At 36.1% G+C, this 14,596-nt stretch carries 18 protein-coding genes; 9 read left to right on the top strand and 9 right to left on the bottom strand.

The window, feature by feature from the left end:
• Positions 1–3 precede the first annotated feature (3 nt).
• Positions 4–846, top strand: a complete 843-nt coding sequence (locus tag C0Z22_RS00845; protein WP_103216436.1) for a LysR family transcriptional regulator — start codon at positions 4–6, stop codon at positions 844–846.
• Here C0Z22_RS00845 and rlmN (C0Z22_RS00850) read toward each other — a convergent pair whose 3' ends face one another.
• Positions 847–1,887 carry a 23S rRNA (adenine(2503)-C(2))-methyltransferase RlmN gene (gene rlmN, locus C0Z22_RS00850; protein WP_103216437.1) on the bottom strand — a complete coding sequence of 347 codons (1,041 nt, stop codon included), beginning with the start codon at positions 1,885–1,887 and terminating at the stop codon, positions 847–849. It lies immediately after the preceding gene.
• A 51-nt stretch (positions 1,888–1,938) separates the two neighbouring features.
• Between rlmN (C0Z22_RS00850) and C0Z22_RS00855 the strand changes: the two genes are divergently transcribed.
• Positions 1,939–2,712, top strand: coding sequence for a dienelactone hydrolase family protein (locus C0Z22_RS00855; RefSeq protein ID WP_103216438.1), 774 nt, complete (start codon positions 1,939–1,941; stop codon positions 2,710–2,712).
• A 51-nt stretch (positions 2,713–2,763) separates the two neighbouring features.
• Here C0Z22_RS00855 and C0Z22_RS00860 read toward each other — a convergent pair whose 3' ends face one another.
• Positions 2,764–4,017, bottom strand: a complete 1,254-nt coding sequence (locus tag C0Z22_RS00860) for a hypothetical protein (RefSeq protein WP_103216439.1) — start codon at positions 4,015–4,017, stop codon at positions 2,764–2,766.
• A 122-nt stretch (positions 4,018–4,139) separates the two neighbouring features.
• On the opposite strand from C0Z22_RS00860, the gene C0Z22_RS00865 reads away from it, so the two are divergent.
• Positions 4,140–4,517: a thiol-disulfide oxidoreductase DCC family protein gene (locus C0Z22_RS00865; RefSeq protein ID WP_158246758.1), complete on the top strand. Its 378-nt coding sequence runs from the start codon at positions 4,140–4,142 to the stop codon at positions 4,515–4,517.
• Here the strand turns inward: C0Z22_RS00865 and rlmN (C0Z22_RS00870) are convergent.
• Both rlmN (C0Z22_RS00870) and C0Z22_RS00875 read right to left on the bottom strand, forming a co-directional pair.
• Positions 4,497–5,540: a 23S rRNA (adenine(2503)-C(2))-methyltransferase RlmN gene (gene rlmN, locus C0Z22_RS00870; protein ID WP_103216441.1), complete on the bottom strand. Its 1,044-nt coding sequence runs from the start codon at positions 5,538–5,540 to the stop codon at positions 4,497–4,499. The genes C0Z22_RS00865 and rlmN (C0Z22_RS00870) overlap by 21 nt on opposite strands.
• The gene (locus tag C0Z22_RS00875) at positions 5,540–5,899 is read right to left on the bottom strand and encodes a hypothetical protein (RefSeq protein ID WP_103216442.1); all 360 of its coding nucleotides are present in this window, start codon (positions 5,897–5,899) and stop codon (positions 5,540–5,542) included. Before C0Z22_RS00875 ends, rlmN (C0Z22_RS00870) begins: the two co-directional genes overlap by 1 nt.
• Positions 5,900–5,950: 51 nt before the next feature.
• Between C0Z22_RS00875 and C0Z22_RS00880 the strand changes: the two genes are divergently transcribed.
• From C0Z22_RS00880 to C0Z22_RS00890, 3 genes are all read left to right on the top strand, one after another.
• Positions 5,951–6,823, top strand: a complete 873-nt coding sequence (locus C0Z22_RS00880; RefSeq protein WP_158246759.1) for an RsmB/NOP family class I SAM-dependent RNA methyltransferase — start codon at positions 5,951–5,953, stop codon at positions 6,821–6,823.
• Positions 6,824–6,829: 6 nt separating this feature from the next.
• Positions 6,830–7,207: a Kazal-type serine protease inhibitor domain-containing protein gene (locus tag C0Z22_RS00885; protein WP_103216444.1), complete on the top strand. Its 378-nt coding sequence runs from the start codon at positions 6,830–6,832 to the stop codon at positions 7,205–7,207.
• 158 nt (positions 7,208–7,365) lie between these two features.
• Positions 7,366–8,958 (top strand): methyl-accepting chemotaxis protein, encoded by a 1,593-nt coding sequence (locus tag C0Z22_RS00890; RefSeq protein WP_103216445.1) that lies wholly within the window; start codon positions 7,366–7,368, stop codon positions 8,956–8,958.
• Positions 8,959–8,965: 7 nt separating this feature from the next.
• Here the strand turns inward: C0Z22_RS00890 and C0Z22_RS00895 are convergent, their stop codons facing one another.
• From C0Z22_RS00895 to C0Z22_RS00910, 4 genes are read right to left on the bottom strand one after another with little or no spacing between them, the layout of a single operon-like run.
• The gene (locus C0Z22_RS00895) at positions 8,966–9,766 is read right to left on the bottom strand and encodes an ABC transporter permease (protein WP_103216446.1); all 801 of its coding nucleotides are present in this window, start codon (positions 9,764–9,766) and stop codon (positions 8,966–8,968) included.
• On the bottom strand, positions 9,766–10,563 hold the full coding sequence (locus tag C0Z22_RS00900; protein WP_103216447.1) for an ABC-2 family transporter protein: 798 nt from the start codon (positions 10,561–10,563) through the stop codon (positions 9,766–9,768). The genes C0Z22_RS00895 and C0Z22_RS00900 overlap by 1 nt, the downstream gene beginning before the upstream one ends.
• The gene (locus C0Z22_RS00905; RefSeq protein WP_103216448.1) at positions 10,556–11,548 is read right to left on the bottom strand and encodes an ATP-binding cassette domain-containing protein; all 993 of its coding nucleotides are present in this window, start codon (positions 11,546–11,548) and stop codon (positions 10,556–10,558) included. The genes C0Z22_RS00900 and C0Z22_RS00905 overlap by 8 nt, the downstream gene beginning before the upstream one ends.
• A 7-nt stretch (positions 11,549–11,555) precedes the next feature.
• Positions 11,556–12,077 carry a TrmH family RNA methyltransferase gene (locus C0Z22_RS00910; RefSeq protein WP_103216449.1) on the bottom strand — a complete coding sequence of 174 codons (522 nt, stop codon included), beginning with the start codon at positions 12,075–12,077 and terminating at the stop codon, positions 11,556–11,558.
• Positions 12,078–12,114: 37 nt separating this feature from the next.
• On the opposite strand from C0Z22_RS00910, the gene msrA reads away from it, so the two are divergent.
• Both msrA and C0Z22_RS00920 read left to right on the top strand, forming a co-directional pair.
• On the top strand, positions 12,115–12,594 hold the full coding sequence (msrA, locus tag C0Z22_RS00915; protein WP_103216450.1) for a peptide-methionine (S)-S-oxide reductase MsrA: 480 nt from the start codon (positions 12,115–12,117) through the stop codon (positions 12,592–12,594).
• Positions 12,595–12,833: 239 nt separating this feature from the next.
• Positions 12,834–13,088, top strand: coding sequence for a hypothetical protein (locus C0Z22_RS00920; protein ID WP_103216451.1), 255 nt, complete (start codon positions 12,834–12,836; stop codon positions 13,086–13,088).
• Between the two features lie 12 nt (positions 13,089–13,100).
• Here the strand turns inward: C0Z22_RS00920 and C0Z22_RS00925 are convergent, their stop codons facing one another.
• Positions 13,101–14,057 (bottom strand): DMT family transporter, encoded by a 957-nt coding sequence (locus tag C0Z22_RS00925; protein ID WP_146037742.1) that lies wholly within the window; start codon positions 14,055–14,057, stop codon positions 13,101–13,103.
• Positions 14,058–14,326: 269 nt separating this feature from the next.
• On the opposite strand from C0Z22_RS00925, the gene C0Z22_RS00930 reads away from it, so the two are divergent.
• Positions 14,327–14,581 (top strand): hypothetical protein, encoded by a 255-nt coding sequence (locus tag C0Z22_RS00930; RefSeq protein ID WP_103216453.1) that lies wholly within the window; start codon positions 14,327–14,329, stop codon positions 14,579–14,581.
• Positions 14,582–14,596 lie beyond the last annotated feature (15 nt).

Raw genomic sequence — 14,596 nt, forward strand, 5'->3', positions numbered from 1 at the left:
CGAATGTCTTTGAAATTAGATGACTTAAGAAATTTTCTTATTGTTTCCAAGCTTAAGAATGTCACTAGAGCTTCAGAACAACTTGGGTTAACACAACCGGCATTAAGTTATTCAATTAAAAGATTAGAAGAGGAACTTGGTGCTCCTGTTTTTATTCGACTTAAAAGCGGAATTGAACTTACTAAATTTGGTGAAGAATTTCATCATCGTGCAAATAAGCTTTTACAAGACTGGCAAGATGCTAAGAATATCTTTAATCAAGAAGGTGGAGAAATTATTGGAGAGTTCAAGGTTGGTATTCATCCTTCAGTTGCAATATATTCTCTCCCTCATATTCTCCCATCGATATACGAGAAGTATCCTCGTTTAAATTTCAATTTAATTCACGATTCTTCACGCATCATTACTGGAAAAGTTATTGATTTTGAAGTTGATTTTGGAATTGTCGTTAATCCTATTAAACATCCAGACCTTATTATTAATGAGATGGGTCTCGATGAGGTTAAGCTTTTTGAGTCGAGCCGACCAAAAAGAAAAAATAATAAATTAATTTTTAATCCTCAATTAGCACAAAGTCAGGACTTACTAAGAAAGCTTAAAAATGACTCGATTGAAATCGATGGTCATGTTGAAAGTGACAATTTAGAAGTTATCGCTAAGCTCACAAATGAAGGGTTTGGTATTGGTCTTCTTCCAAGTCGTGTGGCCTCTAATTATAAGAACCTCGTTCCTGTAAATAACTCACCGATAGTTAAGGACCAAATTGCGTTAGTTTATCGAGTAGAGAAGAAGAACTCTTTGCTTGTTAAGGATATTCTTGCACTTGTTAAAGACTCGCTAATCTAATTACGATGGAAGATTAAGTTTTTCGTATTGTGTTTTCAGTTGGCCACAAGCCGCTAGAATATCATCACCCTTAGTTTCTCTAACTGTACAAGTAAGACCTGCAGCTTGAAGTGATCTTTGAAACCATTCAATATGTTCATTACTTGGGCGTTTAAACTTACTTTCAGGATACTCATTAAATGGGATGATATTAATCTTTGATTCCTTCTTCGGAAGGTTTTCTATCAACCCATCAATATCTTCTTGCGTATCATTAAGATCTTTAATTAAGAGGTACTCATACATTATACGACGAGAGTTCTTAACTGGAATTGATCTTAGTGCCTCAAGAAGATCATCAACTTGGTAGCGTTTATTAATTGGCATCAGCTCACTACGTAGATTATTTCTAATTGCATGCAAAGAGATGGCAACATTCACATCTGGTAGTTCTTCCCATTGTTTGATCTTTGGTACTAAACCTGATGTTGAAATTGTAACTTTATGCTTACTTAGTGCAATACCTAGTGGATCAGTTAATAGATAGCAAGCCTTCTTCACATTCTCGAAGTTATGAAGTGGTTCACCTTGACCCATAAAAACAATATTAGAAATCTGATATTTTGGATCGACATTCTCTTGCATCCATTTAGAGACAGTTAAAAATTGTCCGACTATTTCAGATGTTTGCAGATGTCTTGTTAGGCCTTGTGTGGCCGTATGACAAAAAGTACAACCAATGGCACAACCAACTTGAGAAGAAATACACAGAGTCGATCTAAGACGCTTGTCGTTTTCACTTTCAATAAGAACCGCTTCAATTGAGTTCTTATCACCTAAACCAAGAAGAAACTTACGTGTTCCGTCCTTCGAAAGTCCCTGCCAAAGAATTTTTAGCAGTGATAGGTCATATTCTTTTGCCTTTTCTCTAACTACACGTGGAGCATTCTCCCAGGTGTCAGGATTAAAATTTAACTTTTTATAGACCCACTTTCCCATGATTTTTGCTTCATCATATGGGAAACTTTCTAAAGTTAAATTATATAGGCTTGTTTTTGTCATAATGCATAATTATCTGATTGCGTTGTGGCAGTCAATATTTTAGGAGGAAAAATGAGAATTTTACTGCCAATTTTTATGATGATGGGCTTTGTAAGCTGTTCATCTGTTACAACGGAGAATGTTGATTACACAGTAGGGGATAAGACTTTTAAGGGCTATATGGCCCTGACTGGAAATGAGAATGATAAGAGACCTGGAATAGTCGTTGTTCATGAATGGTGGGGACATAATGAATATGCTCGTAAGCGAGCAGATCAACTTGCTGAGCTTGGCTACAATGCTATTGCACTGGATATGTATGGAGATGGAAAACAGGCAAATCATCCTAAGGATGCAATGAAATTTGCTACTGAAGCTTTTAAAGATCCAACTCTTCTAAAGGCCAAATTTAATAAGGCCATGGAGCTTTTAAAAGAGCAGCCAAGTGTCGATGCTGAACGAATTGGAGCGATCGGTTACTGCTTTGGTGGTGCTGTGGTTCTTTTCAATGCTACCCAAGGGGCAGACTTGAAGGGAGTTGTCTCTTTTCACGGCTCGTTAGGTGGGATTAAAAAAGTCACAAAGAACTCAAAGGCAAAGCTACTTGTAATAAATGGTGCAGATGATCCGTTAGTGTCAAAAGACGATATCGCTAATTTTAAGAAGGTTATAAGAAGATCGCAGCTTCCTATGAGATTTGTGAACCTACCAGGTGCGACTCATGCCTTCACGAATCCTAAGGCCACTGAGAATGGGAAGAAATTTAATCTTCCATTGGCCTATAATGAAAAAGCAGATAAAGAGTCTTGGGAATTAATGAGAGAGTTTCTACAAAATACACTTTAAATAAAAAAGGCCGCTGATTGAGCGGCCTTTATATTTTTTTCTTTTTACTACTTATTCACAAGCTGGAATTTCTATCCAAAATCTATCAGCGTGGTATCCATCCAAAGTATAGTCTTCAAAGCTAAATTGTCTTGTTAGCTTCTCATCAATTTTGATTGTTTTCCAATTTGTTGTCACGGCGTTGTCACAATCAAGTGCGACATTTGCAAGATCAAGAGTTGAAAGGAATTTGTTCTTAAGTGGTAAGTTTACCTTACAAGCTTGGAAGCTTCCTTTTTCACCTTCTGTTGCACAAGTCGTTGCTTTTTCAGTTGCTAGAACCATTAGATTTGAATCTTTTCTAAAGATTGTAATATCTTGAGTATTTGCATCAAAAGCTGTCCCATTATTAACAAGGGCATTTTTTAGAGTCTTTTTTAGGCTGTTAATTTTATCTCCAAGCTTATGAAGATCACAAGCAGCTGGAGTATTAGCGTTAAACTTAGTTTGACATGCAAAGTTTTCAGCAACTGCAACACCATCTCTATCACTCACTTTTGTTCCAAAATCTGCATCACCTTCGATTTTACCATGAAGCATACCAGCAACTTTTCCATCAACTAGAACTGGAGAACCAGTTGAGTTCCAATCAATTGCACAATTTGAAAGGACAAAGTTCTTAGAATCTTTTGATCCGTTAATTGTTGTTAGAAGTGAATCTGTAAGTCCATTACACTCTTTCTTTGCTCTCGTGTATTTACCTTCTGATAAAGCATAGTTAATTTCAAAACCTTTTTTAAAGCTTGTAAGTTCAAAGATTTGGTTCTTTCCACCAAAGTTAATACCTTCATTAGTTGTTTCAAGAAATCCAACTTTTGACTTTTGCTTTGTTGAGATTAGAGCAATTTCAGAATATTTTTGATTTTCAATTGATGAGCAAGTATATGTGAAACCTTTAAGGTCTTTGAAAGCAACTGCCGAACAAGCTGAGTCAAGCCAGTCAGAGTACGACTGATCTTTTTGCTTGCTTGGAAGACATTTCTTTGCTGTCGCAATTAAGTATTCACCAACAAAGAAAGCTGCACATGTTTGAAGTTTTCCACGATTTAATTTACCCATAAGTAGGACTTGATCAATACATCCATTTTTTGAAAATCTGTCACAAACAAAGTTTGCATTTGAAACTTCTGAAGCAACAGCATCACCTTTTAGGCCTTGACTGTTAATAGTTGGTCCCTTGTCGTCATAAATACTTGAACGATTCCCACATGACGTAAGATTTAAAAGGGTAATGGCACTAACACCAAGAAGTAGAATTTTCTTCATAGATTGCTCTCTCGATAATAGGGTAAAAGTTGGCAAAATCTAACATACTTAATATGAACAATGTAGTTCTAACTCAGCAAATATAATTTTTACAATTTGGCAGATGGTGTAGAATGGATAGTATGAATATCATCTTCATCGACGGTAAGTGCTTAATATGTAATAGGCTCGTCAAGTTTATTTATCGAATTGACCACAAGAAAAAGGTCAAATTCTGTAATTTACAGGACCCAAAGGCCTTGAATTATCTTCAACAAGATTTTGTTAAGAATCTGTCGACAGTAGTTTTTTATCAAAATGGTAAGCTTTCTACTAAGTCGGATGCGGTCATTGCTGTGATGGATGTGCTTGGCCATGGGTATTTCAATCTATTTAAGATCGTTCCCAAGGTGATAAGAAATTGGCTATATGAACTAGTTGCTAAAAATCGATATCGAATTGGTGAGGAAATGGATACTTGTCCAATTCCTGATATTGAATTAGCTAAGCGTTTCTTGTGATGTTAATTGGCCACAAGCTGCTAGAATATCATCGCCCTTAGTTGTGCGAATCATTGCATGAAACCCCAACTCCATAAGCCCAGCTTTAAATTCTTCGACTGCTGCCATCTCTGGCCTCTTATAGGGTGCACCTGGAAATTCATTAAAAGGAATTAGATTGAAAATTACAGGCATATCTTTTAATAGCCTTCCAATTTCTTCAACGTGTTTTCTCGTATGATTTAAGTCGCGAATAATTAAATATTCAAAAGTTAGAAATTGTCGCTTCATGAGCTTTATAGACTTAAGCTCTTCGATGAGGTCCGCAATAGGGTAGGCTTTATTTAATGGAATAAGCTCATTTCTTTCTTCATTAAATGGAGAGTGAAAGCTTAGGGCAAAGTTAACGCTTCCTAATTCACTAAATCTTTTAATTCCCGGAAGATAGCCGGCCGTTGAAAGAGTAATTTGCCTTGGACCTAGTCCCATGCCCTCTGTGGTTTTTAGAATTTCAATGGCATCTGCAACATTATCAATATTATGAAGAGGCTCTCCTTGACCCATAAAAACAATATTAGGAGCTGCTTGGTGGCCCTCAAATTTCTCTTTGATATAGGCATATGCTTGTATGTATTGCAGAATAATTTCTTTCTTTTCTAAAGAGCGTGTTAGCCCTTGAGTTCCAGTAAAGCAGAATGAACACTTCATTGCACAACCAACTTGTGAAGAGAGGCAAAGAGTATACTTCTTTTGAAAAGGGACACAGACTGTTTCAACTGTGCGCCCATCGCTTAACTTGAATAAGAGCTTAACTGTTTTATCATCAACTGATTCTTGAATTTTGGCGATCTCAAGAAAATCAAAGCAGTACTTTTTTTCTAATAACGAATAAAGCTTTTGTGGTAATCCAGAAATTTCTTCAAAGGATTTTGCACCGTGCTTATAGATCTGAGTATAGATCGTTTGAGCATGAACTTTTGTGAATCCATGCTCTGTGATGAAGTCTTCTAGACTTGAAAGTGGAGTAGAAAAAAATGATTCTATTAGATCATCCCCATTTTCTTTGCTTGTTCCATCATTTGTTCACGCTGCTCTGGAGACATGTTTTGAATCATATCTTGCATTTTTTGTAGCTCTTCTGGTGACATTTGAGACATCATCTCTTGTGCCTTAGCGTACATATCTTGTTGATTTTCAAATTTTTGCATTGAAAAGACGATCTTTTCTGAACCGATTTCACTGTCGATCATTTTCTTTTCTCTTAATTCTTCGAGAACTTTATTAAGGCTTAAACCTTTATTATCTGCAACTTCATACATTTTTTCAGTTGGAAGTGAGACTTTCTTTTCAGGGAAGCCATTGGCACTTAAATTTTTGATAATTTGATCAATAAATTTTTCCATTTCACGATCCTTTACTTTGCTGTTTAGGCCTTATTTAGTAACATGATGCGCATGAAAAACCAAGCTGCACCAACGAAAGGCCCAGAGGGCTTTGAATATTTTTACTCACAAATGTGGGGCCAGAGATGGCCTTCATTAAAGGACTCTTTCACAAAGAAAGAGGAAAAGGCCTATCGTCGTAATATTTGGTTTGAAGGTGATTTTATTGATTCCGATGAAATCATTGCAGGTGTTTATGCTAATGGCGAAGTGAGTGAAAATCAGCAAATTAAATCCCACTATATCATGGATGCTGCTAGCGTTATCGTTGCTCGTAATCTAAATCCAACTCCGGGATCCAAAGTTCTTGATATGTGTGCGGCCCCTGGAGGTAAGAGTTTAGTTCTTTTTGAAGAAATGCAAGGAAAGGGACATCTTGTTTTAAATGAGCTTTCTCGAAATCGAAAAGAGCGCCTACGCCGTGTTATTTCAGAGTATGTGCCAGAAGAGATGAGGGATGTCATTGATATTCGCGGCTTTGATGGCAATAAGTATGGCCTAAACCTAAAAGATGAATTCGATTTTGTTCTTCTCGATGCACCATGCTCCGGAGAGCGTCATACTTTAAATGATCAAAAATATCTCAATATGTGGTCTAAGAAGAGAACAAAGAATCTTGCGGCCACTCAATACTCGCTTCTGTGTTCGGCCCTTTTGACCCTTAAAAGTGGTGGTGAAGTTCTGTATTCAACATGTTCTATATCTAGTCTTGAAAATGATGAAGTTATAGCTAAGGTTCTTAAAAAAAGAGCTGACCAAGTTGAGCTTGTTCAAGAACTAAATACTTTCGGTTTTGGAGAAAAAACTGAATATGGTACAATATTTCTACCGGATGCGAAGGGAGAAATAGGTCCTTTGTATATGTGTAAACTTCGAAAAAAGTAGGTAGATATGAAATTCTTTTTAGCGATTGTTCTAACAATTAATAGTTACGCGTTTAAGTGTACAAAAGAATTTAGTCCTGTTTGTGGGAATGGGAAGACTTACTCAAATCGTTGTATGGCACAAGCATCAGGGGCCACTGAAATCTCTGACGGTGCATGTGATAATAAAGAAAATAAGACTACAAATAAAAAACAACTAAGGCCCGACGCTACTTCTCCGATGAAGCCTCATCATCCACAGGGGAAAGCACCATGTATCTGTCCGATGATTTGGATGCCAGTGTGTGGAGTTGATGGAAAGACTTACGGTAGTGCTTGCAACGCAAATTGCCAAAAAGTGCAAATAAAACATCAAGGCGCGTGCGAAAAAATTGAGTCCCACTAATTTTACTTTTGTTTTTTTTAATTTTTTTTTATTGTCTAAATAGTTAGAATTCAACATATCCAATTCTATTTATTTTTATTCTGTATAGGTTTAGTTTAAATGCTAAACTTTAATTAAACTTGCCTCTGTACGATACTTCAAGTGGTTATGGAGGATAAATGAAGAATAAGAATTTTAAAGTTAAGTTAATTCTACTATGTTTCTTTTTATCAGTTGTCAGTATTGTTATAAGTACTGTTTCTTACTTCGGTGTAAGTGAATTGAGTGAGCAATCAAGCTTCTTTAGCGAGAATATTATTCCTCGAAATTCATTACTAAGTGAAATGGACGTTAGTTATCAGAAAACGCGAATTCAAGTTAGAACTCTTGGGCTTGAGGACTTGGATCGAAGAAATAGAGAAAGCGCTATTTCTAACACTTTAAAGATGATTGATAATTATGAATTAGCAGCTAATAAACTAAGTCGTCTTATTTCTAATGCAGAAGAACAAAAAATATTTAATGAACTTCAAGTGCAGTGGAATGACTTCAAGAAAGTTGGTGGTAGAGCAGTTGAACTTGCAAAGATTAATAACGAGAAGGCGAGATCTGAACTTCAAGAAATTTTCTTAATTCACTGTCCAGAAGCTGCTGAAAATTACCAAAGAGTTTTAGATAAATACAATGAACGACTGTCTAAAGAAGTTCTCACTTCCGCATCAGTGGTTAGTTCAACAGCTCGTAGCTTACAAATTACATTAGTCGTCGTTTCTTTTATTGGAATTATCCTTGGCTTCTCTATCGGTGTTGCTTATGCATCTAATATATCGCAAAAAATAAAGGCAACGATCACTGCTCTAACTAATACATCTCGATCACTGACAAAGAGTGCAAAGAGTATTGCATCGACATCTAATGAACTATCGCTATCTAGTGAAAGACAAGATTCATCATTACAAGAATCTTCAAGCTCTCTAGAAGAGATTAGTTCTATGGTCAGGATGACTGCTGATAATGCTAAGGTTTCAAATAATTTAGCACAGGAGAGTTTAGGTAAGGCAGCAGTCGGTAAGAAAATTGTTAAGAAAATGATTCATTCTATGAATGGTATTGATAGTGATATTGATGTGATGGTTGGTGAATTTTCGGATAACAATAAGAAGATGCTTCATATCGTTGAGTTAATTAATCGCATTGAGGAAAGAACTCAAATTATTAATGATATCGTTTTTCAAACAAAGCTTTTATCTTTTAATGCTTCGGTTGAAGCTGCAAGGGCAGGAGAAGCTGGAAAAGGGTTTGCCGTAGTTGCTGAAGAAGTCGGTAAATTGGCCCAAATGAGTGGAAATGCTTCAATTGAAATCTCAGATATGGTTAGCACAAGTGTTAATGAAGTAAACTCAATTGTTGAAGAGTCTAATATGAGGCTTACTGATCTTGTTCAAAAAGTTAGAAATAGTGTGACTTCTGGCTCTGAAGTAGCAAATCAGTGTGGGCAAATTCTTGAAGAAATTGTCGATAGTGTTGAGAATGTTACTAACTCAATTACAGAAATTACTACTGCAACGTATGAGCAATCAAAGGGGATTTCTGAGTTACAAAATTCAATTTCAAATATCGATGTCTCTTCTAAGTCAAATACTGGAATTGCTAAAGGAGCATCAAATATCGCAGATCAGCTTTTAAATGAAGTTAGCTTTGTGAATCGTTCAATTGGAGAGATCGAGCTTGTCTTCTTGGGTGAAGAAAGTGAAAGAAGACAAGCTGCTTAAATATGGCCTATGAAGAAGCCGAGTCGTAGACTTGAAGTCCACGTTCCCAAAGCTTTAACAAGATAAACCAAAATACACCAGTGGCAACTACCATTAAAAGTAGGTAGTGCCACTTACTCATATCTAGTAAGAAATGAATAGGGGCCGAGCCTACAAGTAAAATTGGAACAAGAGTTGAAAAGACTCTCTTCGTTGCGGCACCATATATCAGATCTGGCCAACGCGAAAGTTGCTGCATCTGCATTCTAAAGAAGTTAATACCTACACCCTCTACCAACCAAAACATTGCACAGCTTATGACAAACTCGACAACTGCCAGTAGGGCCAAAGATAGGATTAACAGCAGAGGAACTAATAACCACTGAAAAAGAGAGAAATTGTTTATATTTGCATAATAACTAAATACTACAATTGCAGGAATTAAAGTCGGAATTGAGGAAGGCCTTACATTCCTAAAGAAGACACTAAAGATAGAACTTAGTGGCCTTAAGATTGTGTAGTCTAGCTGACCCGATTTTAAATCATCACTAAAGCGCCAAAAATTCTGACTTAAAATAATCATGTGGAAGCCATCAACTAATAAGACATATGAGAGAAAGAGCATGAATTGGTTTCGATTCCAACCCATGACCATATCCACGTGATCAAAAATAAAATCAACAGTGAAGTAAGCCGAACCAAAGAACATAAGATCCATCATAACCATAAGAACAAAGCTCGTACGAAAGCTCATGGCCACGGCAGTACTTGTAGAGATAAATTTCTTATATACTGAAAGATAGTGTTTAATTTCTGAACTAAAACTCATTACATCCCCGCCGCTGTGTAAAGTTTAATCCCACGACGCCACGTTAATGCACTGATAACACTAACAAGGATTAGCCATGGAGATAGGACACTAAAAAAAGTTGCATAGCTTACGGCCTCTCCCATGAAAACCTTAATTGGATAGTAAGTTAGATAGGGAAATGGTGTATACATAAGGATTTCTCTAAAGAAGTCCGGATATAGTTCTAGCGGAATAATTGCACCTGATAAGAAAACTGTGATCATTTGAAGCATTACTCTCAATATCCATGTTTCTTCTAACCAAAATGCCATAACACCCGTTAAGTATTGTAGCGAGAACCAAAAGAGGCTTACAAAAAGACAAACCCCAACACCATTTAGTAGTGTCGGTAAGTCGACACTTGGTAAAATACCAATTATCGAAAACAAGAATATTGCAAAACCTGTTACAAATAATTGAATAATTTGAAAGCCAATAAATGAAGCGGTATGAAACTCCCAAAAATTAAAAGGGTAGATTAGATATGTTGAAATCCTTCCCATTCGAATATCAAGGGCCAAATTAAGTGCAGTATGACCTTGGGCAAGTTGTGAAACCACAAAGGCCCAGACGTGGTACGTAAGCATCGCCTTAAGCGTATAGCCCTTAATTGTATCACTTCCTGTACTTTCAAAAATTGCCGTCCACAAGTTGTATTTGATAAAGAGAAACACCAGTGCCGGTCCAATTATTTGGAGGAAGAAATTTAGGCGGTATGCCGTGTACTTTACAATGGAGATCTTAATGGTTTGCCACCATTTTATAAGATTAGACATTACTTAGAATCTCCGGATTCTCCATGATCTTCTTCATTACTTTCTCAATTGGAAGTTTTTCCGTATGAAAATCAACAACTGGATATTTTGAAAGAATTGCCGCAGAAATCTCTGAAAGCTCTTCCTTATCAACTCTTAACTCTACACTTGAAGCATTATCTAAGAAGTCGCAATCAAGCTTTGACCAGAACTCTTCTTTTGTATCAATGGCCCTATCAAAGCTGAAGTATACTGATTTCTTATCTCCAAGGATCTTTTCAAGATTCTGAAGAGGGCCATCATATGCTTTTTGACCTTTTGAGATTAGAACGAGGTCTTTGCAAAGCGCCTGAACATCGGCCATGTAGTGTGATGTTAGAATAATCGATAGCTCATTTTTTGCGTGATATTCTTTTAAGAAATTTCTCATATTCTCTTGTGCTACTAAATCTAGTCCAATCGTTGGCTCATCTAAGAATAATACTTCTGGTTCATGGAGTAGAGATGCCATTAACTCAAGCTTCATTCTTTCCCCAAGAGAAAGCTTTCTTACGTGAATATGAAATAATTCTGTTACATCTAAAAGTTCACCCATGTAACCAAGCTTCTTTTTGAATTGGTCATCTGGGATTTCATAATACTTTTGAAGTAATTGAAAAGAGTCCATGGCCGGAATGTCCCACCAAAGTTGAGACTTTTGCCCCATAACTAGAGCTATCTTCTTTCTGAACTCTTTGTCACGTTGCCAAGGTTTGTAGCCTGCAATTGTAACTTCTCCGCTTGAGGGAACAATAATTCCCGTAAGCATTTTCATAAGTGTTGTTTTTCCTGCTCCGTTAGGACCAAGTAAGCCTTTAATTTCACCTTTTTCAACTTTGAAGCTAAAGTCATTAACGGCATATTTTGTTATAGGGTTACGATTAAAGAACGATTTAATACTTCCTTTAAATCCTTCTTCTTTTTTATAACTAGTAAATTTCTTTGTGAGGTTATTTGTTTCAATCATTTTTACTTTACTCGCTAGCGTGTTGGTTAGTGTATTCGTACATGACAATACTTGCAGCAATAGAGACGTTTAAAGATTCTGTCATTCCATATTGCTTGATCTTTAGTCTTTCAATTCCAGGCATTTCTTTTAGTGGACCAAATTCTTCATGGCCAAAGATAAAGGCAGACTTCTTAGGAAGTTCACTTTCATTTAAAAATGTCTGTGCATTTGAATCGAGAGTAAGAGGAGTGTAGCCAAGTTCATTAATTCGCTCAATCGAATCTTCAATATTATCATAGAAGAATGTCTTTACTCTTTTGAGTGCACCTTTGGCAATGGTTACATCGAAGAACTTTGTTCCAACAATGTGAACTTCGTGAACACTATAGATCTCACATGACCTAAGTATCTTTCCAATATTAAAGCCACCCTTTAGATGATCTAAAATAATGATGATCTCATGTCGTCCGTGAACGGCCTTTTCTTTTGCTATTTCTAGTTCTTTTTCAAATTTCTTTTCTAAGAATTTTCTTGTTTTCTTGCTCATATGTCGGTTAAATTACGAAATAAATCGGAGGTTTGCAATGAACAATATCGAAGTCGCAGTTTTTGGAGCAGGGTGTTTTTGGGGTGTCGAAGAAACCTTTAGAAAGCTTGCGGGAGTCATTGAAACTGAAGTTGGCTACGCAGGTGGAAAAAGCGACCAAACGACTTATGAAGAAGTCTGTACTGATACAACTGGTCACGCTGAAGTAGTTAAAATTACTTATGATCCATCAATAATAAAGTTTGAAAACCTATTAGATATCTTCTTTAATAACCATAATCCAACTACTTTAAATCGCCAGGGCGTTGATGTTGGATCTCAATATCGTAGTGTGATTTTTTATAGTAACGAAGCACAAAAAGAAGCTGGAGCAAAGGCCATTAAAGAGCTTGAAGAAAGTGGTTGCTTTAAAAATCCAATTGTTACTAAACTTGAATTATTGAATAATTATGTCATTGCCGAAGAGTACCACCAAAAGTACTTGAAAAAGAAAGGACTTACGAGTTGTTCGCTATAAATTTACGTGAATTTATAAGTCTATGTTTTTATTGAAGCTGGCATATTACTATGGCACTTTTAAATTACCTAATTCAATAAAATCACTACGATTGACCTCTTTGTTCATATTTTAACTATCTGAAATTAGATCAAATTATTTTTCTCGTTAGAGTTTAGCGAAACCTTTGCATAATAGCTAAATAGCCAAAAGGGTTCCAGAGAGGGTTGCCCCTTGGTTAAATGACGAGGAGAACACAAATGAATATTGAAAACTTTAGAGAGACGTTTATTGCCCATGCAAGAGATGAGATTAAATCAATCGTTTCTCAATCGAAAATTAAAGGCGAGTTTAATTGTAATGTCTTTAATGAAAAATTAGAAATCATTTGGTCGGAGGCACAAATCAATGGCCTCACAGAGGACGAGTTCGCAACTATCGTTGAAGAAGTAATCCCAACTCAAATAGATAATGTTATCTTTCCATTTTCAAACGATATTCCATTAGCGGCTTAAGGTCGTTATTACTTATGCTCGGGTATCGTTGACAACAGACGATGCCCCGGTATTTTCTAATAATTCTTCAGATTCACTTTCATCTTTTTTAATATTAGTAAATTTTGGAACAAGTGCGACAGATATAACAATAACCACCGATCCAGCAATCGCTGTAGGATCTAGCGTTTCCCCAAATAAAATATAACCAAATAAAGCTGCAAAGATTGATTCACTTAAGAAGACTAATCCTACAATGTGAGCAGGGATACTTCTTTGGGCCGTTATTTGCAGCGAGAATGCAATCAAAGAAGAAAAGATCGAAAGTATTAAGAATCCCCATAGTGGTGATGGGAAGTTAAATGGTGAGTTTGTATAAAGAACAGATAAGCTAGTTGGCCCTTCATAGATCAGAGCAAATATTAGGCCCATAAGTCCCATAAAAATACACTGCAGAAAATTGAAGCGAACAGCTTCAACATCATTAGCGTAGCGATCTGTAGCAATAATATGAAGAGAGAAGAAGACTGCCGAAGCAATAACAAAAATATCTCCCATATTAAAATTACTAAAGTCCATTCCGTTCATCATCATAATTCCAAGCATAGAAGTTGATAGTAGAAGCCAGAATGTTTTACGAACTCTTTGACCAAGAAAGAGAACGGAGATAATCGGCGTAATAATAGCGTAGAAAACAGTAAAGAAGCCGGCCTTTGCCATTGTTGTCATGGCAATACCAACAGTTTGGAGCTGAAGGGCCATCATAAGAAGTGCAGAGCAAATTAGACCACCCATAACTTCTTTTTTATTACCCGCTAGTTTTTTGAAATCATTTCTAAAAAATAAAATCACGAAGGCAAATGAACCAGCAAAGATATAGCGTAGTGAATTTGACCAAACAGGAGAATAGTCAGTTAGTGTAAATCGAGTTCCAGCAAAGCCAAGACCCCAGATTGCACAAGCAATACTTAATAAAATGATACCTTTCATGGCCTCAATATAGTTCGCTTTTAAAAAGAACACAATGAAGAGTTTCGACAGATGGACGAGTTCATTAGTTTTTATTTATTGCCAAGGAAAGCTGACAATATTTCACGATAATATCATGTATTTTTATTCATCTGAGTTAATTTAAGTTATTGAATTTATTGAATTGCATGAATTAATTCTTAGAAATTCAAAATTGCTGCAAAATGGATGAGTAGTAATAAAGTACACGTTACTTTTCTTTGTTACTTACCTTTACGGGGGACGTTCGAATGCAAAAAGACAATTTTAAACAAACTTTTTTAAATGAAACAAGAAATGAGGTGCAAGGGATTTATTTAGAAACAACATCAGACGGAGATTTCAATGCAGACCTTTTTTCTGAAAAATTATCGCCAATTTGGACAGCGGCTTCATTAAATGGCCTAGACGAATTTGAATTTATATCCTTGGTCGAGGATATTATTAATAAAGATGCCCAGGAAATTTACTACCCCTTTAGTTTAAACTACAAAACTGCGGCATAAGAGTAAGCTCCCATA

The organism is Halobacteriovorax sp. DA5, from assembly GCF_002903145.1.
Classification (GTDB): Bacteria; Bdellovibrionota; Bacteriovoracia; order Bacteriovoracales; family Bacteriovoracaceae; genus Halobacteriovorax_A.